Source organism: Vibrio sp. 10N.286.49.B3 (assembly GCF_002873395.1).
GTDB lineage: Bacteria > Pseudomonadota > Gammaproteobacteria > Enterobacterales > Vibrionaceae > Vibrio.
Genome location: NZ_MCUV01000004.1, coordinates 181,906 through 203,357, shown reverse-complemented (window position 1 = coordinate 203,357; position 21,452 = coordinate 181,906). Strand labels below are relative to the sequence as shown.

13 protein-coding genes are annotated in these 21,452 nt (G+C 44.5%); 8 read left to right on the top strand and 5 right to left on the bottom strand.

Annotation, left to right across the window (positions count from 1 at the left end; all coding sequences use genetic code 11):
- Positions 1-74: 74 nt before the first annotated feature.
- The 4 genes from BCU68_RS04115 to BCU68_RS04100 all read left to right on the top strand — a co-directional run bounded on the left by BCU68_RS04115 (position 75) and on the right by BCU68_RS04100 (position 4,764).
- A complete protein-coding gene (locus BCU68_RS04115) occupies positions 75-1,628 on the top strand; it encodes an ABC transporter substrate-binding protein (RefSeq protein ID WP_102563533.1) in 1,554 nt (517 codons plus the stop codon).
- Between the two features lie 169 nt (positions 1,629-1,797).
- Complete coding sequence (locus BCU68_RS04110; RefSeq protein ID WP_102563532.1) at positions 1,798-2,775, top strand: ABC transporter permease; 978 nt, start codon at positions 1,798-1,800, stop codon at positions 2,773-2,775.
- Positions 2,776-2,777: 2 nt separating this feature from the next.
- Positions 2,778-3,719, top strand: a complete 942-nt coding sequence (locus BCU68_RS04105; protein WP_102563531.1) for an ABC transporter permease — start codon at positions 2,778-2,780, stop codon at positions 3,717-3,719.
- 115 nt (positions 3,720-3,834) lie between these two features.
- A complete protein-coding gene (locus BCU68_RS04100) occupies positions 3,835-4,764 on the top strand; it encodes an SPOR domain-containing protein (protein ID WP_157935161.1) in 930 nt (309 codons plus the stop codon).
- Positions 4,765-4,886: 122 nt separating this feature from the next.
- Here the strand turns inward: BCU68_RS04100 and BCU68_RS04095 are convergent, their stop codons facing one another.
- Together BCU68_RS04095 and BCU68_RS04090 are read right to left on the bottom strand one after the other, a co-directional pair.
- Positions 4,887-7,976 (bottom strand): beta-galactosidase, encoded by a 3,090-nt coding sequence (locus BCU68_RS04095; protein ID WP_102563529.1) that lies wholly within the window; start codon positions 7,974-7,976, stop codon positions 4,887-4,889.
- A gap of 122 nt (positions 7,977-8,098) precedes the next feature.
- A complete protein-coding gene (locus tag BCU68_RS04090; RefSeq protein WP_102563528.1) occupies positions 8,099-9,340 on the bottom strand; it encodes a carbohydrate porin in 1,242 nt (413 codons plus the stop codon).
- 608 nt (positions 9,341-9,948) lie between these two features.
- On the opposite strand from BCU68_RS04090, the gene BCU68_RS04085 reads away from it, so the two are divergent.
- From BCU68_RS04085 to BCU68_RS04075, 3 genes are all read left to right on the top strand, one after another.
- Positions 9,949-12,081, top strand: coding sequence for an alpha-galactosidase (locus tag BCU68_RS04085; RefSeq protein ID WP_102563527.1), 2,133 nt, complete (start codon positions 9,949-9,951; stop codon positions 12,079-12,081).
- Positions 12,082-12,417: 336 nt separating this feature from the next.
- A complete protein-coding gene (gene melB / locus BCU68_RS04080) occupies positions 12,418-13,782 on the top strand; it encodes a melibiose:sodium transporter MelB (RefSeq protein ID WP_102563526.1) in 1,365 nt (454 codons plus the stop codon).
- A gap of 287 nt (positions 13,783-14,069) precedes the next feature.
- Positions 14,070-16,094 carry a methyl-accepting chemotaxis protein gene (locus BCU68_RS04075; protein ID WP_102563525.1) on the top strand — a complete coding sequence of 675 codons (2,025 nt, stop codon included), beginning with the start codon at positions 14,070-14,072 and terminating at the stop codon, positions 16,092-16,094.
- A 73-nt stretch (positions 16,095-16,167) separates the two neighbouring features.
- On the opposite strand, the gene gorA is transcribed toward BCU68_RS04075, so the two are convergent.
- Together gorA and BCU68_RS04065 are read right to left on the bottom strand one after the other, a co-directional pair.
- Complete coding sequence (gene gorA / locus BCU68_RS04070) at positions 16,168-17,538, bottom strand: glutathione-disulfide reductase (protein ID WP_102563524.1); 1,371 nt, start codon at positions 17,536-17,538, stop codon at positions 16,168-16,170.
- Positions 17,539-17,670: 132 nt separating this feature from the next.
- Positions 17,671-18,510: a 23S rRNA (adenine(2030)-N(6))-methyltransferase RlmJ gene (locus BCU68_RS04065; protein ID WP_102563523.1), complete on the bottom strand. Its 840-nt coding sequence runs from the start codon at positions 18,508-18,510 to the stop codon at positions 17,671-17,673.
- A gap of 174 nt (positions 18,511-18,684) precedes the next feature.
- Here BCU68_RS04065 and prlC point away from each other — a divergent pair, with 174 nt between their 5' ends.
- Complete coding sequence (gene prlC / locus BCU68_RS04060) at positions 18,685-20,727, top strand: oligopeptidase A (RefSeq protein ID WP_102563522.1); 2,043 nt, start codon at positions 18,685-18,687, stop codon at positions 20,725-20,727.
- Positions 20,728-20,862: 135 nt separating this feature from the next.
- Here the strand turns inward: prlC and asnC are convergent, their stop codons facing one another.
- Entirely contained in the window at positions 20,863-21,327 is a 465-nt protein-coding gene (gene asnC, locus BCU68_RS04055) for a transcriptional regulator AsnC (RefSeq protein WP_102563521.1), read from the bottom strand.
- Positions 21,328-21,452 lie beyond the last annotated feature (125 nt).

The window sequence follows — 21,452 nt, the reverse complement described above, 5'->3', positions numbered from 1 at the left end:
GAAGTCGCGAATTAAAAACAAAAAGCAAACACAACACAACTAGGGATTCGGATTCCCGCATAAGGAGCTATGCAATGAACACCATGAAAAGCAAACTCGTCGTCGCTTTGATGGCTGCAGGTCTAAGTTTTAATGCCGCTGCTGCTGATATCAAAATCGGTTACGCATCAGACCCAGTATCACTTGATCCACATGAGCAACTATCAGGTGGTACATTACAGTTATCACACATGGTTTTTGATCCACTAGTACGCTTCACTCAAGACATGGAATTTGAGTCTCGTTTAGCAGAAAGCTGGAAACGTATCGATGATACAACTTTTGAATTTAGCCTACGTAAAGGGGTTAAATTCCACTCTGGCAACGATATGACCGCTGACGATGTTCTATGGACATTCGACCGTCTAAAAGATTCTCCAGACTTTAAAGCTATCTTTGCACCATACGAAAAAATGGTAAAAGTGGACGATTACACGGTTCAACTTGTATCACTTCAGCCATACCCGCTAGTACTGCAAACAGCAACGTACATCTTCCCTATGGATAGCAAGTTCTACGCTGGCAAAACAGAAGATGGTAAAGACAAAGGCGAAATCGTTAAGCACGGTAACTCTTTTGCTTCAACTAACCTATCTGGTACAGGTCCATTTATCGTAACGGCTCGTGAGCAAGGCGTTAAAATGGACTTTGAACGTTTCGCTGGTTACTGGGATACCAACTCTCCAGGTAACGTAGATAACATTTCTCTAGTGCCAATCAAAGAAGACGCAACACGTGTTGCAGCACTGCTTTCTGGTGGTGTTGACCTTATCCACCCTGTAGCACCAAACGATCACCAGCGTGTAGAAAAATCAAATGGTATTGATCTAGTAACACTGCCTGGTACACGTTTAATCTCATTCCAAATGAACCAAAACAGCAACGAAGCATTGAAAGATGTACGTGTTCGTCAAGCTATTGTTCACGCAATTAACAACGACGGTATCGTAAAACGCATCATGAAAGGCTTCGCAACAACGGCTGGTCAACAGAGCCCAACGGGTTACGCAGGTCATGATGAGACACTAGTTCCTCGTTACGATGTGAAAAAAGCGAAAGCTCTAATGAAAGAAGCTGGCTATGAGAATGGCTTCACATTAAGCATGATGGCACCAAACAACCGTTACGTGAACGATGCAAAAGTAGCGCAAGCAGCTGCAGCAATGCTATCTAAGATTGGCATTAAAGTTGACCTTAAAACGCTACCAAAAGCACAATACTGGCCAGAGTTTGATGTTTGTGCTGCAGACATGATGATGATCGGTTGGCACTCAGATACTGAAGATTCAGCGAACTTCTCTGAATTCTTAACAATGACGCGTAATACTGAAACTGGCGTTGGTCAATACAACTGTGGTTACTACTCAAACCCAGAAGTAGACCAAGCAGTAGAAGCTGCAAACGTAGAAACGGATCCAGCTAAACGTGCCGCTCTACTAAAAGGCGTTGAAGCAACACTATACAACGATGCAGCATTTGTTCCGCTACATTGGCAAAGTGAAGCATGGGGCGTTAAATCAAACGTGAAAGCGATTGATGTCGTTAACCCTATGGTTATGCCTTACTTTGGCGACCTAGTTGTAGAATAAGTGTTTTAAATGTCATCAAACTAATGGTCTTCTAAGTAAGGCCATTAGTGACACTTTTGGTGTTTAGTCTTGTTTCAGTCGGATTAGGCACCTTTTTTAAGGCTGAATATCTTCTATAGAATCAATCGATTCTAGTTGTAATATTTCATGGATAGTTAAGGGGCAAGGGATGTTTACGTTTCTGGTCAAGCGCCTGTTTCAGGCACTGGTAGTGATGTTTGTGATCAGTTTGGTGGCGTTTGCCATTCAGGATAACCTGGGTGACCCGTTACGTGAATTAGTTGGACAATCGGTTTCCGATGCAGAGCGACAAGCCTTGCGTGACGAGCTGGGTCTTAATGATCCATTTATTGCAAAGTACACACGTTTTATTGGGGCTGCTGTTCAAGGCGACCTTGGTACTTCTTATTTTTTCAAGCGTCCAGCGGTTGATGTGATTTTAGATAAACTGGTTGCCACACTAGAGTTAGTGCTTGGCGCAACCCTTATTATTATCTGTTTATCGATCCCTCTGGGTGTCTACTCAGCCATTAATCCTAAGAGTTTCTTTACCAAATTCATCATGGCAGTGAGTAGTGTTGGTATCTCTGTACCCGTCTTCTTAACGGCGATTATGCTGATGTATGTCTTCTCGGTCGAGTTAGGTTGGCTGCCTTCTTATGGGCGAGGCGAAACCGCCAATGTATTCGGTTGGGAATCGGGCTTCTTTACTCGCGATGGATTAGCGCACTTAGTCCTACCATGTGTTTCACTCGCATCGATTATGCTGCCACTCTTTATTCGTTTAGTACGTTCAGAGATGCTGGAAGTATTAAGCTCGGAATACATTAAATTCGGTAAAGCGAAAGGGCTAAACTTGAATAAAGTGTATTACCAACATGCGCTTAAAAATACCATGCTACCAGTACTGACCGTTGGTGGTGTTCAGATTGGTACGATGGTGGCTTATACAATTTTAACGGAAACGGTTTTCCAGTGGCCAGGGACAGGCTTTCTTTTCCTTGAAGCGATTAACCGCGTTGATACGCCACTTATTACGGCGTATGTCATCTTTGTTGGCTTAATCTTCGTGGTAACCAACACCATCGTTGATTTGATGTACGGGCTAATTAACCCAACGGTTAACTTAACTGGCAAAGGAGCATAGTCATGACAGAACTTACCACAGCCGCTCCCTCTCGCTGGGAACAATTTAAACAATCGGATTTTCTTTACTACTTCTTACGCGACAAAGTGGCCATGGTCAGCTTTGCGGTCTTTACGGTCTTTTTGGTTTTAGCACTTGCTGCGCCAATTATCTCGCCAACGGATCCGTATGACTTATCTTCGATTGATATTATGGACTCAGAGCTGCCGCCTTCTTGGATGGACGGTGGTGATGAAAACTTTATCTTAGGTACCGATGAGCAGGGGCGTGATATTTTATCGACCATGCTTTATGGCTCACGTTTGTCACTTACGATTGGTTTCTTAGCCGTTGGCCTGCAACTGTTCTTAGGCATCATTATTGGTCTATCAGCGGGTTACTTTGGTGGTCGCATTGATAGCTTCTTAATGCGTTTTGCTGATGTTCAGTTGTCATTCTCTACCATGATGGTGGCGATCATTGTCTCTGCTATCTTTAAAGCCAGCTTTGGTAGTGATTTCTATAGTCAGTACGCGGTGGTGATGTTGGTGGTGATTATTGGTATTGCAGAATGGCCACAATACGCACGTACTATTCGCGCATCGGTATTGGCAGAGAAAGAGAAAGAGTACATTGAAGCGGCACGTGTTATGGGCTTTAAAGCGCCACGCATCATGTTCCGTCATATCCTGCCAAACTGTCTATCACCAATCTTGGTTATCTCAACGGTACAAATTGCCAATGCGATTATGTCAGAAGCCGCACTGTCTTTCTTAGGCTTAGGTCTGCCTGTTGATCAACCATCATTAGGTGCTTTGATCAGTACCGGTTTTAACTACATCTTCTCTGGTGCATGGTGGATTACCGCTTTCCCTGGTGTGCTGCTTGTGACCTTGGTGTTAGTGATTAACCTACTGGGCGACTGGTTACGCGATGTCTTTAACCCGAAAATATACAAAGGTTAATGAGTGATCCCATAATTGTATTTTGACAATTGATTTATCACTTAAATGCTATTTAAATGAAGGACCGTAAATGATTTGCGGTCCTTTTTTTGATCAAAGGAGTTGGTCAGTATATATGATATTAATCGCAACAAAGCAGGCGATGAGCAAAATAGGAATTCGGCTCTCGCTAAGTGCTGTTGTCATCTCGTGCTTATTACCAATCTCAGCAAGTGGCTCAGATGACTTTCTGTGTGATGCGGTTTTGAGTGATGACAGCCAGTTGCCCGTGTTGGCAGAGACCTGTCCGATTGGTGATGGGGTATGGGGTAAAAACCCTAGAGCCACCGAGCCACCTTCACTGTTTTGGATTCAGTGTGGCTTGTTGAAGCAGCCGCTGAGTAAGGCTAAGGCTCAACCTCTTCGCCAAGCTATCTCAACGAATGTGTGGCTGAAGTCTGATCCGCTAGGTTATCGCTGCTTAATCGGTCCATATGATGATTTTGCTCAGGCGAAGCAAGAACTGCAGCAAGTGAAAAAGCAGCGTGCTTATCGTGAATCTTTTTTGCGTCAGGTTCAACCCAGTACTCCATTGACGGCTAATGCGAATCCATTGCCATCAAATCCCATCTCAACAGAACCATTAACCTCACCCCTATCTTTACAATCAAAAGCTGAACAATCAAAAGCTCAGCAATCACAGGCAACCACGCAGCATCACTTGGTGGTTCAAGAGGATATTATTGTACGCTTTGAGGCTCAGGTGGATGGGCATACCTATCGTATTCCTTACCTCTTAGATGGTCGCTATCAGTTTTATATGGAAGAGGATAAAGCGTGGACGCGGCTCAATTATCAGCATGTCACTATGCTGTGTGAGCAGATGGGGTTTCAGTTAGTCGATGTCCACCAGTGGCATGCGTTGCTTGATTCTGGTGTGATGAAGAAAGAGCAGTGGCCGATGCAATTACCTTATTGGGGCGAGGATAAAATAGGTCTGTTTACTGATGGTAAAGTTACCCAACTGAAAGGCACATCACTGCTCAATGTTGTTTGTGTTCAATAATGGGGTACCTCGTTACGTGCAAGATCTGAAGGATTAGGTACCCGTATTGATTATTATCAGCGCCATCGCATCCACATTAATAAGCCGTTGATGCGATGAAGCCCTGGCTAACCTCTCACTATTTAGCGAGCGTTAAAGGCTAATTGATAACGATAATGTTGCTTGGTTAACTGATGCTCTTTATGCACGCTTGGACTCCAAGAATCATCGCCACCCACACCCATGTGCTGGTGGTCAATATGCACATAAATCTGTGACTCTTTAACCAGTTCATTGGTATGTTTGGCAGCGCTTAACTGTTGTTGACCATATTGACTCACGCTAAATTGAAAATCACCACGTACCTCTAATGTACCGAGCTCTAGTTGCTGTGTCGCGCAGCGTAGACCATTATCGGTTGGGAAAATATAGGGTGTATGCATCTCATCTAACGTTTGACGATAATGACCAAAACGAGCCGCAGCTAAGCGGTCAGGGTAGTTTTCAAATGGCCCTAAACCTTGCCAAGTTACGTAACTATTTTCAGCGGTGAGTGGCAGAGCTAACATCAAACCAATACGTGGCATTGGCGGTAGGTGATCAGCAAGCTTAACCTCAACATCAAGAGACATTTCACCAGATGAATGAACTTTATAGTGCCACTGTGTGATGGCTTGAATTTGTCCGTGAAAGTGATAAGCAAACTGAGTGCTAACCATAATCGAATCAGATAATGGTTGAGTTTCACAACTTAAGCACTCTCTTTCCCAGCGCCCAATACCAGCGATAGCCCAACGGCAACTCCAAGCATTCGGGTCAATGTTATCTATTTCACTAATCCCAATATCATTATCTAACGGAGCACGGAAGAAGTTATCTTCTAAGCCATTCACCAGTTGAGGCTGACCATTAGCAAGCCACGAAGTGAGTAAGCCACTCTTGCTATCCCATTGCCACTGTTGGCTTGCATCATGATTGGTCACGCTGATCGTGTCATTATCATACTGCACTTGTGGGGTAGGCAAAGTACAAGGGGTTGGTAAGCTTAGTCCCGCATGGTTACTTAACGTGAACTGTTCGCTGGTGATCACATGACCGGCCTTTGCCCATGGTGTTGAGTTAATAAGGCGTATATCGATATTAATATGATATTTTGCTTGGCTATTTTCTGGGAGCAATAACGGTATCTCAATCGCTTCCTTACTTTGCGCGGCAATATCAAGAGTCAAGCTGTCCGATTCGATCACTACGCCATCTTGCAAAATGGTCCAAGCGAGTTCTTCATTGTCGGTTGAGCGGAACAAGTTATCATTATAAACCTGCAGCACACCGTGATTAGCGAGTTCTTCTTCTAACTCTGCACGGATCATTCGTTGGCAGTACTTCGCTTCTTCTAGCGTTGGGTGCGGAGTACGATCAGGGAAAATAAGCCCATTAATACAGAACTGACGGTCATTAATTTCATCACCAAAGTCACCACCATAGGCCCAGAAATGGTTACCTTGCTCATCATGCTGGCTCAAACCTTGATCAACCCAATCCCAAATAAAGCCACCTTGCAGGCGAGGGTATTCTCTAAAGGCTTGCCAGTAATCATCAAAGCTACCTAAGCTATTTCCCATCGCATGAGCGTATTCGCACAAGATCAAAGGACGTTGCTCATTCGGCAGAGATATCCACTTTTTGATTGCCCATTTTGGTACCGCATCATCTTCAATGGTTGAATCAACACGCGCGTACATCGGGCAAATAATATCGGTTGCCGTGGTATTTGCACCGCCACCTTCATATTGCACTGGGCGTGATGGATCAAAGGATTTTGACCACGCATACATTGCATCGTGAGTGCTGCCGTGACCAGATTCATTCCCCAATGACCATAAGATGATACAAGGGTGGTTTTTATCGCGCAGCACCATTTGGGTGTAGCGGTTCATGTAGGCATTTGTCCATTGCGGATCGCTGGATAAACGATTCATTGGTTGCATGCCGTGGGTTTCAATATTGGCTTCATCACACACATACAGGCCGTATTGATCGCACAGTTCATACCAACGCGGGTGGTTTGGATAGTGCGCAGTACGAACCGCATTGAAGTTGTACTGTTTGAGTAGGCAAATATCTTCAATCATGCCTGCTTCTGTCATGACATGGCCCAATTCAGGGTGATGCTCATGACGGTTTACGCCGCGAATTAGTAGCGGTTGTCCATTAAGGCACAGCTGACCATCGAGCGTTTCAATCTTTCTAAAACCAACCGGGTATGCTTCACTGTCCAGGTGCGTGCCTTGCTCGTCGAGTAGTGATACCACAATGCGATAAAGGTGCGGCGTTTCAGCGCTCCACTTTAGCGGTTCACGAATGGCGAGGGTTTGGAATACCACATCATCATAAGTACCACGCTCATCAATACGGCGATTATGTGGGCTAGCCGTTTGCACGTCACTGACGGCTACGCCATCTTTAAACAGTTGCACCTGAACTTGGCAGGTGTCTGGTCCACGAAGATGCGTAGTAATGCTCAAGCTACCATCACGGTAACAGGCATCTAAATCTGGCGTGATAAAGACATCTTCAATGCAGGCTTTTGGTTTTGCTAGTAATGTGACATCGCGGAAAATACCACTTAGCCACCACATGTCTTGGTCTTCTAAGTAGCTACCATCACTCCAGCGGATCACCATGACCGATAGGGTATTGTCTCCTTCAATCAGAGTGTTGGATAAATCAAATTCGCTTGGCAAGCGGCTATCTTGGCTGTATCCAATCCAAGTGCCATTACACCAAAGATGGAATGCAGAATTGACCCCATCAAAAATAATACGCTGTGTTTGCTCTAAATCTTCAGCGGTTAGCGTTAAGGTTGTGCGGTAACAGCCCGTTGGGTTATCAGCTGGCACATGCGGCGGATTCACCGGAAATGGGTATTTTACATTGGCATAAATCGGCTTATCGTAACCTTGCAATTGCCAGTTAGACGGAACAGTAATCGTGTCCCAATCTTGGTCATCAAACTCAACGTGAGTAAAGAGACCATCCACCGCTTCAGGCGCAGAAAAAAGTTGGAACTTCCATTCACCATTGAGTGAGCGGCGCTGAGAATGAACACCATCACGGGCATGAGAAATTTCACGATAACTGGCTAGTGGGCTGTGGGCTTTTAGGCAGTGAATATTGACCGATTGAGGGTTTTCCCAGTCGCGTCGTAGAAGAATGTCTGAAAATGCTGTCATGATGTCCTACTCTGTTTTCATCTTGCGGTTTATACCGTTCTGGATTCATTATGTGGCTAAAATGAATTCGATTCCGTGAAACCGAACTCATTTAAATTCAACGGCTAATTACTGAATTGTTTTTACCACCAGGTTTCCACGTTAAAGCCGAAAGTGACTTCATCGGTGGTTTGGCTGTTCATGCTGGTTGCTGATCCGTAAGCACCGTCACGATCCCACTCATTGGTCGATTCTGAGTAAGTAGCAAAAATACGCACGGCTGGACGAGCCCATACGCCTTTGCCTGCTTGGAAGATCTGCGCAATGGTGGCTTTGTACATGTCATTGGTGCCAGCGCCATTTTGTGCTTCGACCGTTTCGTAGCCCACTTCAACAGCGGTAGCCATGTATTCATTCCAGCTAAATTGTGGACGAGCACCGACACTGAACCATTTTTCACCATCGTTGTTATCTAGGTTTTTATCTTGGTAAGCAATGGAGTACATCACTTGGAACTCGTCATTAACGTTCAGATCGCCCGAGTTAAAGATACGCCAGCTGCTACCATCGTGGTCAACGCCAGTGCTGTATTTACGATTTGAGGCACCTTCTGCACTCATCAAACCGCCAGCCAGAGCATCGGTACCGTATTGGAAAGCAAAGGTGTTAGAACCGTACTGCCATCCTTGTTGATAAAGTGCAGAAAGCATAACGCCCGACGTGGTGATGTTACTGTCGTCGTAGCTTGAGTTTTGTGCGGTCACATAGTTAAGACCAAAGGTGAGGGCAGCGCTGTCACTGATCGAAATATCACTAACACGCATATCAATATTATGTAGGCTGCGACCATCGTCAGAGCTTGAGTTTGGTGCCATCCAAGCGATGTGACCATTACCAAACCCGAGATCCCAGTCTTCAATACCAATACCTGTGCTCGAAGTATCCCAGTATTTAACATCAATCATGTGGACTTCATGACGGCGATAGAAACGCTCACCAGCCCAGATCTTAGCATTGCTTTGACCTTCAATAAGACCGTGACCAGCTGACCATAACTGAATGGTGCTCACATCACCCCAAGCATCACCACTACCTAAATAAATCGTTGTATCGAAATACATATCATTTTGACGCCACACATCCGCTTTAACCCCGGCCTCCCACCAGTTGAGTTCATTACCTAAGCGATAGTTACCGTAACCTTCACCAGCGCGGATCACGTCATTGCGCTCCCCTTTGCCATCATTGTGTTGGTCATTGTCAGTATAGATATTTCCCCATTTGGCATAGCCGAAGTAGGTAACATTTTCGACCGCAGCAATACTCACCATAGGGGCTAGACCGAGGGCAAGGCCTAATGCTTTAACAAGCAGCGTCTTTTTCATGAAGTATCTCCATATTTATTTTTTATGATTATTTTTGTTTGAGTCCTAACTCGACGCTGAGTGTAAAGAAAAGATGGAAACGTTTACATGATGGGCTTAGCATTTTTGCTTTAAAAGCTATTTTTTATACTGCTTATTGTGATGGTGATCGTTATATTTCACTGCTATCAGCACTTAATATCCGATTAATACTTGCTATTGATCGAGTTTGCTGGTGAAAAGGGCTCATTATCGGGGTGGCATCATTCACGATCGTGTTATGGCATTGAAGATGGAATAAAGTGGCAGTGAGGGAAAGAAAAAGCCCAGTAGAAAGCTACCGGGCATAGGAGAACAAGTAAGCGGATAGCCAAATTGAAAGGAAAGATTAACAATTCGTCTATTATCAATTGAGTTATGTAAAGTTAGGACTCAATGGAGGCGCTTCATCTATCCTCGAAGTAGTTAGAATACGAGGGCAAGGGATGGACTTCAAGGTTATTTTATCGTTTGAATTATTACTCAAATGTAAACGTTTTCATTCTTATGCTGTGGCTCACAGAAATCGTCGCAATTTTGCTTATGATAGATAGCCATATATATATTGGTTGATTGAAAGGGCAATAACGATGACAGATAAAACGCTACATAGGCTGGTGGGTAAAGAGACACAGCTATTGGTTGAGTTGGGTGACTTTGCTGAAATTCTTCACTGGGGTTTACCGGTTAATGGTGATTTATCCGCTTCTAGAGCCGCCCTGCATCGCCCTGTCCCTTATGGTCGTTTAGATACTGATGTAGCAATGACATTAAGCCCTGAACTTGGACGTGGAGTGTTCAGTAGCCCAGGTATTGAGGGGCATCGTGATCGCCTTGATTGGGCTCCTGTTTTTACGATTACTCAAATTGATCAAGTCGAGACAGGTTTGGTGATCACCAGCCAAGATCAGCAGGCAGGGTTAGAACTCATCACCGAACTGCACTTAGATCGCCATGATGTGGTGAAAAGTCGTCATACCTTAACCAATACAAAAGCCGGCATTTATCATGTCAATCGCTTTGCCAATACCTTACCTTTACCAGCGCGAGCCAATGAACTGTTAACTTATTATGGACGTTGGGTGCATGAGTTTCAGACTAGCCGCCAGCACTTACCTCAAGGTGGCTACCAGCAAGAGAACCGTCGTGGGCGCACTTCCCATGAGCACTATCCCGCTTTAGTGGTGGGCAGTCAGAACTTTAATGAAATCAATGGAGATGTGTGGGGCTTTCATTTTGCTTGGAGTGGTAACCACCGTTTGCGTGTTGATGTTAAAGCGGATGGTCGCCGTTTGATGCAAGCTGAAGTGATTTACCTACCCGGTGAAGTGGCACTAGATCAAGGTGAAAGCATTACCACACCATGGTTATACGCCAGTTACAGTGCCCAAGGCTTAAATGGCATGAGCGATCACTTCCATTCTCATGTGCGAGAAACCATTTTACCGCCAGAATTTACCGCTAAGCCAAGACCTATCCACCTTAATACTTGGGAAGGCATCTATTTCGACCACGATCCCGACTACATCATGTCAATGGCCACACAATCGGCACAAATGGGTGTTGAACGTTTTATCATTGATGACGGGTGGTTCAAAGGTCGTGATGGCGATAAAGCCGCTTTAGGCGATTGGTTTTTAGATGAAGATAAATACCCGAACGGTTTAGCGCCGATCGTCGATCATGTTAACCAGCTCGGAATGGAGTTTGGTTTGTGGTTTGAGCCAGAGATGATCAATAAAGATTCCGATCTATACCGTCAGCATCCAGAGTGGTTACTGGCAGTAGATGGTTACGAGCAGCCAACAGGTCGCAACCAATATGTGATTGATTTACAAAATGAACAGGCGTTTAACTTCCTATTTGAACGTCTCGATCACTTCTTATCACGCTATAATATCAGCTACATTAAGTGGGATATGAACCGTGAAGTTGTTCAGCCTGGTCACCGAGGGCAAGCCGCTGCTCATGAGCAAGTGAACCGTTACTATGATCTTGTTGATAAGGTGAGAGCCCATCATCCAAAGGTTGAAATTGAGTCGTGTGCTGCTGGTGGTGGTCGCATTGATTTTGAGGTGCTGAAGCGAACTCATCGTTTTTGGGCATCGGACAACAATGATGCGCTAGAGCGACAAAGTATTCAGCGTGGCATGAGCTACTTCTTCCCGCCTGAAGTGATGGGGAGCCACATTGGTGCCAGTTACTGTCATAGTACTCGTCGCCGTCATAGCATTGAATTTAGAGGGATTACCGCACTCTTTGGTCACATGGGAATTGAGCTTGATCCAGTGAAAGAGAGTGTAGAAGAAAAGGCAGGCTTTGAGCGTTATATCAAGCTGCACAAAACTCTGCGACCACTGCTGCATAGTGGGCGCACTTGGCGCATTCCAGCCGATGATAACGCACATCAAATTCATGCGGTGGTATCGCAAGATCAGACGCATGCGGTGGTGATGCTGGCACAATTAGCGATGCCAACTCACTCATTAAGTGGTCATCTACGTATTCCGGGTCTAGATCCGCAAGCAACCTATCGTATTAGCGTGCTTGATAAGCCAACAAACTACGATGATATTGTTAATTATCAACCGCCTTGGACTAAAGATGGCTGCGAGTTATCTGGTGCATGGTGCGAGGAGGTTGGATTGACTATGCCAATCTTAGATGCTGAATCGGCACTGTTAATTCAGTTAGAGCGCATCGAAACTCATACTAGCCGTTAACGAACACTGACGCCTAAATTGAACGGTATAACCTATGTTATGCCGTTTTTTTATGTCTGCCATGCGTTGTTTTTACACCTAAATATTCTAATTTTTATTAATAGTGTGATGTTTTTATCGTCAAATAACGTATTTTTCCAGCAAAAATTGCTTTATGTCTCACTTTTGAAACCGCAGTTGTAAACGTTTCCATAAAATCGTATTTGATCACAGTAAGCCCCCCTCCAGATCGGTAGCATTGCCCCCAGAATTACATACATATAATTAAATAAAAAAAGTAAGCGCTGGTCATTCTAGTTAGGAGAGTGGACATCTTACTAATAAGGAAATGTTACTATGTCTAATAACATCACGTTAAAAACCAAAGCATCTTATGGCCTTGGAGCTCTAGGAAAAGACTTTGCCTGTGCACCGATTTATATTTTTTTAATGTTCTACTTTACCGATGTTGCTGGCTTATCTGCCGCATTTGTCGGTACCATTTTTCTTGCAGCACGTATCTTAGATGCGGTTACCGATCCTATGATGGGGGTGATTGTTGATAATACACGTTCACGCTTTGGTAAATTCCGCCCTTGGATTGTGATAGGTACTTTGCTTAATGCTATCGTGCTGGTGGGTCTTTTCAGTACGCACATGTTTGAAGGTACAGCGCTCTACATTTATGCCGCTGCTGCTTACATCCTATGGGGTCTAACTTACACCATCATGGACATTCCATACTGGTCAATGATTCCTGCTCTATCAAGTTCGCGTCAAGAGCGTGAAAAGCTGGTGGTATGGCCGCGTTTGTTTGCTAGCCTAGCATGGTTTATTACGGGTACTTACGGTCTACACATTGTTGGTCGTTTAGGTAATGGCGATCAAGGTGAAGGCTTCTTTAATATGGCGATGCTCATTGCTGTATTGTTTGTTATGAGCGCTTTCTTAATTGCGCGTAACGTAAAAGAGAAAACCACACCAGAAATGGCAACAGCGGATCGTTTCAGCTTTAAAGATGTACTGATCATCATTGGTAAAAACGACCAACTTAAAGCGCTAATCGGTACGGTTCTTTCTTTCCAAATTGCTAACCTACTTGTGGGTGGCTTTGCTATTTACTACTTCTCTTACGCACTAGGTCAACCAGAGCTATTCCCTGTATACATGATGGTTGCAGGTGCTGCTGAAGTGGCTGGTGTGTTCTTATTCCCACGTATTGCTGCGGCTCTGCCACGTAAAAATCTATGGGTAATGGCATGTGGTTTCCCAATTCTATCGTGTGTATTACTGCTTATCATGAGCGTGTTCTTACCAGGTAGCGCACTGCTGATTGGTTTTGCTGGTGCGGCTATTAAGTTTGGTGTTGGTATTGCTAATGCACTGCAAACAGTAATGCTTGCTGACGTTGTTGATTACGGTGAGTACAAAACAGGTCGTCGCAGTGAGAGTGTTATCTTCTCTGTTCAAACGATGCTAGTGAAGTTCGCGGGTGCGGCTGGTGGTTTCATCGTGGGTATGGGTCTAACGTTTGTTGGCTATGTACCTAATGTTGAGCAGTCGGATACAACGATTATGGGTCTACAATTTATGATGGTTGGTGTTCCAGCTATCCTAATGGCGGTAAGTGCAATGGTTTACAAGCGTTACTACCATCTGCATGACGGCTTTAATAAGGATGACATTGAGCAAGACGTTCAACTGACTCCGGCAAAAGCATAATATATTAATGGTATAACTGATTAACCCCCAGTTCTCAATTTAGTCACTAAAACAAAACCGCCCCTTATAAAAGAGGCGGTTTTTTTATGTTGATAATTTAAATAGCCTTATTTGTACTTTTATTGATCTTTGGGAGTAAAAAACGAACGATATCTTTGAAACTGCATATTTATAAATGATATTATCAATATCCCGCTGGTTTCATTTGATAATAATGCAATATATGAAATGTAGTATTGTTGGTTAAATTAATGAAAGCAAACAACAAGTCGTTAGTAAGGTTACCCATGTTTAACCCGTTCAAAACAATATCGATACGAAATACCATTTTATGTGTGTTTATTATCCCAACCTCTTTCTTACTCTTTTTTATTGCTCTGCAAGTTCAGACGGCAAAAGAGCAATTAGCCCATGCCCAAATTTCGAGCGAAACGGTTGAGCTATTTCGTCTTTATGATGAGGTTGCACACCAGTTTGCTGTCGAGCGTGGTTTAACCGCTGGCGTTATTGCGGCTAAAAACCAAGGATCACAAGTCAATCAGTTACGAAGTCAGCGTAATCTCTCCGATCAGGCTTATCGCAATTTAGTCGCGTTTAAGCCGCAATATCTGCATTCCAATGTATCAAGTCAGCTACTTCAAGCGGTTAAAGTCGAGCTTGATAAGCGCCAAAACATTCGCTCTCAAGTGGATAACCTGGCAATCACGGACTCTCCGTTTGCTTATTACTCGAATATTAACCACCTAGCATTAGATAACCTGTCAATGTTGCTATCACAAGTCGCTCAACCAGAACTAAAGCAGAAGCTGCAAGGGTTGTTGGCAGTATTAGTGATGAAAGAGGAAGCGGGTAAAGCGCGTGGGGCACTGAATGGAGCATTTGCTGGTCAACGTTCTTCATTAGAGCAATACGCTCAGGTTAGTCACTACATTGAAATGGAGCATTACGCCTTACGCCAAGCGGAAATGTTATTGGTTGGCGATGACCTACGTCGTATTCAATCGATTAAACAAAACAGCAATTGGCAGCAAGTGATGACCATTCAGCAGCAGTATTTAGCGCAAAAATCGCAGCTATCTTCGCTTTCTGGTCCAACAGCAGGGACATGGTTTGAGTTAGCGAGTCATCGTATTGGTCAGATAAAAGCAAATAGCGATCAACTGGCATCAGAAATCATTCAGCAGGCGGAAGCGAGCCGTGAGCATGCTCATTCTGTGCGCTTACTGATTATGGGCTTTAGCTTTGCGATTATCTTACCACTGATTCTTTTAACGATAATGGCGGTTATTAAGCTGCGTCATCGCGTTGAAGGCTTTACCGATAAGCTAAGTCGTATGGCAAGAAATAAAGATCTTACCGTGCGTCTTGCCGATGGTCGTTCCGATGAGTTGGGTAAAATTGCTCATCAGTTTGATAACTTAGCCTTAAGCTTAAATAGCACATTATCTAAATCATTGAGTGTTGCCGAAGAGACGCAGCAAGAGATGGTTAAAATGGTACAGCTTGTTGATGAAGCGCAGCAGGTGAGTGAGCAGACACATCAACGTTGTGACAGTATTGCCGCTGCGATGACGGAAATGGCACAAACCAGCATTCAAGTGGCGAGCATTACGGGTGAAGCGCAAACCAGTACGGATGTCGTCAAAACCAATGCGATTGCGTGTTATGACCATGGTGAGCAATCTTTCTCTACCACCACTCGTCTATTAGATAGCGTCAATCAAACCTATGTGTGCATTGAAAGTCTAGAAAAGCAGATGCTTAATGTATCGCAAATCCTAGATACGATTAATGCTATTTCTGAGCAGACGAACTTATTGGCTCTGAATGCGGCGATTGAAGCGGCACGTGCTGGTGAGCAAGGTCGTGGCTTTGCCGTTGTTGCCGATGAAGTGCGTACTTTGGCTCAGCGTAGTAAAACCTCGACAGAAGATATTCGTCATTTATTGGATGATATTGGTGACAATGCTAAAGCGTCATTTGTGAATATGCAGCAAAGCCGTGAAGCCAGTTATGAGACGCAAAGTGCAGTGTCGGAAACGAAAACACTGATGGAAACCTTGATTGGCACAGTGAACGATATTGCCGAGTTTAATACCAGTATTGCCACTGCCGCAGAGCAGCAATCACAAACGACCAATGAAGTGGATAGTGACATCGATAACTTATTAACGATGGCGCAAGGCACGAATCAGACTATTACTAACTTACACTCTGAGATGGGTCGAGTTCAGCAGCGTATGACGGATCTGATGGGTGAAGTGAGCGCATTTGAACTTGATGTTCACCGTGACGAGAACATGATGCGTTAAGCTCTTTTATAGCGATAACAACAGATACAAAAAAGGTCAGCGCTTGCTGACCTTTTCATTTAATATCAGTTACCTACCTCATAGTAACGAATTCTTCGCTGCCGGTAGGGTGAATAGCCACAACCGCATCGAAATCGGCTTTGGTTGCGCCCATCTTCATTGCCACAGCAAAGCCTTGGATCATCTCATCAACCGTGAAACCAATGCCGTGTAGACCAACCACTTTCTCATCATCACCAGCACAAATTAGCTTCATTTTGCATGGTTGACGGTGCTTAGTCACAGCCGTGTACATCGCCGTAAAGCCAGAGGTGTAAACTTTCACATTCTCTTTGCCGTATTGCGCGTCAGCTTCTTGCTCAGTTAAACCAATAGTCCCAATTGGTGGGTGGCTAAATACAACGGTTGGGATCAGGTCATAATCCATTTTCGCTGTTGTTTTACCATTGAACAAACGCTCAGATAATTGACGACCTGCTTTAACCGCGACAGGCGTTAGTTCAACGCCACCTTCCATGATATCACCCACACAGTAGATGCCTGGAACGTTGGTTTCTTGGTACTCATCAACCTTAATGTAGCCGCGATCATTGGTTGCTACGCCCGTTGCTGGTAGGTTAATCGCATCCGTTGCTGGATGACGACCAATTGCCCAAATCAAAGTATCAACATTCTGCGTGTTACCATTTTCCAAGTGCAGTGTCAGGCTACCATCCGCCTCTTTAACCACTTCTTTTGGCACTGATTGAGTGTGTAGCGTTGGACCTTCAGCCGCCATCACTTCCACTAACGTTTCAACAATCATCGGGTCAAAACTACGTAGCGGAGACTCTTTACGGCAGAAAAGGTGTGTCTCTGTACCTAACGCACTCAATACACCAGCAATCTCAACAGCAATGTAACCCGCGCCAATCACAGCTACACGTTTTGGTTGCTCCGTTAGCTCAAAGAAGCCATTAGAATCAATACCGTACTCAGCACCAGGCACGTTTGGAATGCTTGGACGACCACCGACAGCAATCAAAATATGATCAGCGGTGTAGCGCACGCCATCCACTTCAACGGTTTTAACATCAACGCCTTCTTCCGATACAAAGCGAGCAAAACCTTTGATAACGTGAACTTTGTTGTTGCCTAAAACGCGGTCATAAGACTGGTGGATACGACCGATGTACGCTTGACGGTTCTCGATGATCTTGCCCCAGTTGAAGCTCTTCACATCCACATCAAAGCCATAATCTTCTGCGTATAAGTTGATCGCTTCAGCCACTTGAGCGCCATGCCACATCACTTTCTTTGGCACACAACCAACGTTAACGCAGGTGCCGCCTAAATCTTTTGCTTCGATAAGCGCGACTTTTGCGCCATGCATCGCAGCACGGTTCGCTGATGCAATACCACCACTACCACCACCGATACAGATATAATCAAAATGCGTTGTCATTATTTACTCTCTCCCTAAATTTATAATTATTTCTTTTTACTATTTTTTTGATTTACTACAGCACCACCACGTTGAGCGTGCGATGGTGCATTATATTCATGTCGAGCCGTTTACTTATTGAGACATCGCTCGTTACTCAGGCACAATCCATTCAACTTTATGATGACCCGTTACTGGTGCAATCGCCTCTTTCAAGAAAGGCAGAATCGCTTGCATCTGGCTTTCCAGTTTCCACGGCGGGTTAATCACGATCATGCCTGATGCTGTCATACCGCGCTCATTAGTATCAGGAGAAACCCCTAGCTCGATCTGTAAGATTTTCTTGATGCCTAAACCTTCTAGACCTTCAATCATATCTTCAATATCACAACGGTTGACCACTGGATACCAAATAGCGTAGATACCCGTTGCCCAGCGCTTATGACTTTGACCAATCGCACGAACCACATCGCTGTATTCACGAGCCAGCTCATAAGGAGGGTCAATCAATACTAAACCACGACGCTCTTTTGGAGGCAAGCTGCCCTTCAAGCGTTGGAAGCCATCTTCTTTGTAGATCTTCACTTGGCGATCGCGATGGAACTCTTGTTCTAATAGCGGATGATCGCTTGGGTGCAGCTCGGTTAATACCATGCGGTCGCCTTCACGTAGGTGAGCACGAGCAACACGTGGAGAACCTGGGTAGTAACGTAATTCATCGCTATTATTTAGCTCACGAATCGCTTCTAAATAGCTATGAATATCAGCAGGAAGATCCTCTTGAGCCCAAAGACGCGCGATCCCTTGTTTGAATTCACCGGTCTTTTCCGACCACTCATGCGTCAAATCATAACGACCAACACCTGAGTGTGTATCGTGATAAACAAATGGCTTATCTTTTTGTTTTAACGCATCAAGAATCAAACTTTGTACGATATGTTTTACCACATCGGCATGGTTGCCAGCATGAAAACTGTGACGATAACTTAGCAAAATACGGTCTCACTTAGTGAATACTGAATGTTGATCTCAATAATTCATGACGAATTTGCCACGAAGTAAAGAAAAACGAATAGACTGATTATACGCCACTATTGAAATTTCTATAAGACGCCTACATTTACTATTTTATAAATGATAGATAAAAACGAAATTAAAGGATGCCCTATGTCAAATCCGCTTCTCACTTTTACCGATTTACCCCCGTTTTCTGTAATTAAGCCCGAGCATGTGAAGCCAGCTGTTGAGCAGGTTATCGAGCAGTGCCGCGCGAAAATCGAACAAGTATTGGCAGATAACGATGCGCCAAGTTGGACTAACGTTATTGCACCGATTGAAGAAGTGGATGATCACCTAAGCCGTCTTTGGTCGCCTATCGGTCACTTAAACTCGGTGATGAACAGTGAAGAATTGCGTGAAGCGTATGAAAGTTGTCTTCCTATCCTGTCTGAATACGGCACGTGGGTAGGTCAACACAAAGGGCTATTTGAAGCGTATAAAGCGATCAAAGCCAGCGATGAGTTTGCAACGCTAAGCCAAGCCGAAAAGAAAACCATTACCGATGCGCTACGTGATTTTGAATTGTCAGGTATTGGTCTACCTGCTGATCAGCAAACGCGCTATGGTGATATCAGCAAGCGTATGTCAGAGCTAAGTTCAACCTTTTCTAATAACGTGCTAGATGCCACGATGGGTTGGAGCAAGCTAGTGAGTGATGAAGCGGAATTGGCGGGTATGCCAGAGTCTGCCATTCTCGCAGCGAAAGCAAATGCAGAAGCGAAAGAGCTAGAAGGTTACTTGCTGACACTGGAAATGCCGTCTTACCTGCCTGTGATGATGTACTGTGATAGCCAAGCACTGCGCGCTGAAATGTATGAAGCGTTTGTGACTCGTGCTTCAGATCGCGGTCCTAAAGCGGGTGAGTGGGATAATACAGAAATCATTGCCGAGCAACTAAAACTGCGTCATGAATTGGCACGCATGTTGGGCTTTAATACTTTCAGTGAAAAATCACTCGCGACGAAAATGGCAGAGAACACTGGTCAAGTCTTAAGCTTTTTAAATGACTTAGCAGCAAAAGCCAAGCCACAAGGTGAGCGTGAAGTTGAAGAGCTACGCCAGTTTGCCGAGCAAGAGTTTGGTGTGAGTGAATTAAAGCTGTGGGACATTGCTTACTACAGTGAAAAACAAAAACAGAAGCTATTTGATATTTCAGATGAAGAGCTGCGTCCATACTTCCCAGAAGATAAAGTGATTAGCGGTCTATTTGAAGTGCTCAATCGCGTCTTTGGTATGACAGTGACCGAGCGCACCGATGTTGATACATGGCATGACTCAGTACGCTTCTTTGATATTACCGATGCCAATCAAGTGCTGCGTGGTAGCTTCTATCTTGATCTTTATGCGCGTGAACACAAACGTGGCGGCGCATGGATGGATGATTGTCGTGTACGTCGAGTGACCAGTGAAGGTGAACTGCAAACCCCAGTGGCTTACTTAACGTGTAACTTCAATAAGCCAGTGGGTGATAAGCCTGCGCTCTTTACTCATGATGAAGTGGTTACCTTGTTCCATGAAACGGGTCACGGTATTCACCACATGCTAACTCAAATTGATTCAGGCGCGGTATCGGGCATCAACGGTGTTCCTTGGGATGCGGTTGAATTACCAAGCCAATTTTTAGAAAACTGGTGTTGGGAAGAAGAGGCGCTGGCGTTTATTTCTGGTCATTACGAAACAGGTGAGCCATTACCGAAAGCGATGCTAGATAAAATGTTGGCAGCGAAGAACTTCCAATCAGCGATGTTTATTTTACGTCAGCTTGAGTTTGGTCTGTTCGATTTCACACTGCACACTGAATACGAACCAGAAGTGGGCGCAAAAGTACTTGAGACATTAGCGGGCGTGAAAGCGAAAGTTGCGGTATTGCCAAGTCTTGAGTGGAACCGTTTCTCACACAGCTTTGGGCATATTTTTGCTGGTGGTTATAGCGCAGGTTACTACAGCTACCTATGGGCTGAAGTGTTATCGGCAGATGCTTTCTCTCGTTTTGAAGAGGAAGGCATTTTTAACCCTGAAACCGGTCAAAGCTTCCTAAATAATATTTTAGAAATGGGCGGCAGCGAAGAGCCAATGGAGCTGTTCAAACGCTTCCGTGGTCGTGAGCCACAAATCGATGCCATGCTGCGTCATGCGGGTATTGAAGCGTAATTCACTCAGTATCAACATTACTAATCAGTCGCTAATGGGCTTAATTAGATAATAAAAAAGCACTCTTAACTTTAGTATGAAAGTGGGGTGCTTTTTTATGTCTGCTTGTTGAACGACGACTAAGTTGCTTAAGGGCTAAGGATTCACATTACGGTTGATCGGGTTTTGCAAAGAGATCAACGTCTCGGTGGATTGCACTTCATCAATCGCTTGCAGTTTATCGATCAAAACAAACTGTAACTCTTCAATCGACTTGCACATCAACTTGGCAAAAATATTGTAAGCGCCCGTGGTGTAGTAAGCTTCAACCACCTCATCAAGTGCACGTAACTTATCAATCGCGGAATGGTAATCTCGCGCCGCTTTTAAGTTAATACCAATAAAACAGCACACGTCATAACCCAGTTTTTTACTGTTAACGACCACCTCTGTACCCTGAATGATATCGGCGTTTTTCATCTTTTCAATGCGCACGTGAATCGTCGCTGGGCTGACCGCAAACTGCTTTGCCATTTCAGCATAAGGCGTACGAGCATCATTCATCAAGGTTTTTAAAATGGCACGATCCAAATCATCTAATCGAGGGGCGGTGGTTGGCATCAGCAATCCTTATCAAGCGAGTTCATCATAAGCGGTGCGAGCTATTCTAGCGTAATAAGAATGGATTGAATTGGGTATTTTGTGCTTAATCTCAACATAAACTAAGGTACACTTGCGCATCATGC

What these genes read in the sequence shown, in the direction of transcription:
- BCU68_RS04115 (WP_102563533.1), top strand. Translation starts at nt 75, where the DNA reads ATGAACACCATGAAAAGCAAACTCGTCGTCGCTTTGATGGCTGCAGGT.
- BCU68_RS04110 (WP_102563532.1), top strand. Translation starts at nt 1,798, where the DNA reads ATGTTTACGTTTCTGGTCAAGCGCCTGTTTCAGGCACTGGTAGTGATG.
- BCU68_RS04105 (WP_102563531.1), top strand. Translation starts at nt 2,778, where the DNA reads ATGACAGAACTTACCACAGCCGCTCCCTCTCGCTGGGAACAATTTAAA.
- BCU68_RS04100 (WP_157935161.1), top strand. Translation starts at nt 3,835, where the DNA reads ATGATATTAATCGCAACAAAGCAGGCGATGAGCAAAATAGGAATTCGG.
- BCU68_RS04095 (WP_102563529.1), bottom strand. Translation starts at nt 7,976, where the DNA reads ATGACAGCATTTTCAGACATTCTTCTACGACGCGACTGGGAAAACCCT.
- BCU68_RS04090 (WP_102563528.1), bottom strand. Translation starts at nt 9,340, where the DNA reads ATGAAAAAGACGCTGCTTGTTAAAGCATTAGGCCTTGCCCTCGGTCTA.
- BCU68_RS04085 (WP_102563527.1), top strand. Translation starts at nt 9,949, where the DNA reads ATGACAGATAAAACGCTACATAGGCTGGTGGGTAAAGAGACACAGCTA.
- melB (WP_102563526.1), top strand. Translation starts at nt 12,418, where the DNA reads ATGTCTAATAACATCACGTTAAAAACCAAAGCATCTTATGGCCTTGGA.
- BCU68_RS04075 (WP_102563525.1), top strand. Translation starts at nt 14,070, where the DNA reads ATGTTTAACCCGTTCAAAACAATATCGATACGAAATACCATTTTATGT.
- gorA (WP_102563524.1), bottom strand. Translation starts at nt 17,538, where the DNA reads ATGACAACGCATTTTGATTATATCTGTATCGGTGGTGGTAGTGGTGGT.
- prlC (WP_102563522.1), top strand. Translation starts at nt 18,685, where the DNA reads ATGTCAAATCCGCTTCTCACTTTTACCGATTTACCCCCGTTTTCTGTA.
- asnC (WP_102563521.1), bottom strand. Translation starts at nt 21,327, where the DNA reads ATGCCAACCACCGCCCCTCGATTAGATGATTTGGATCGTGCCATTTTA.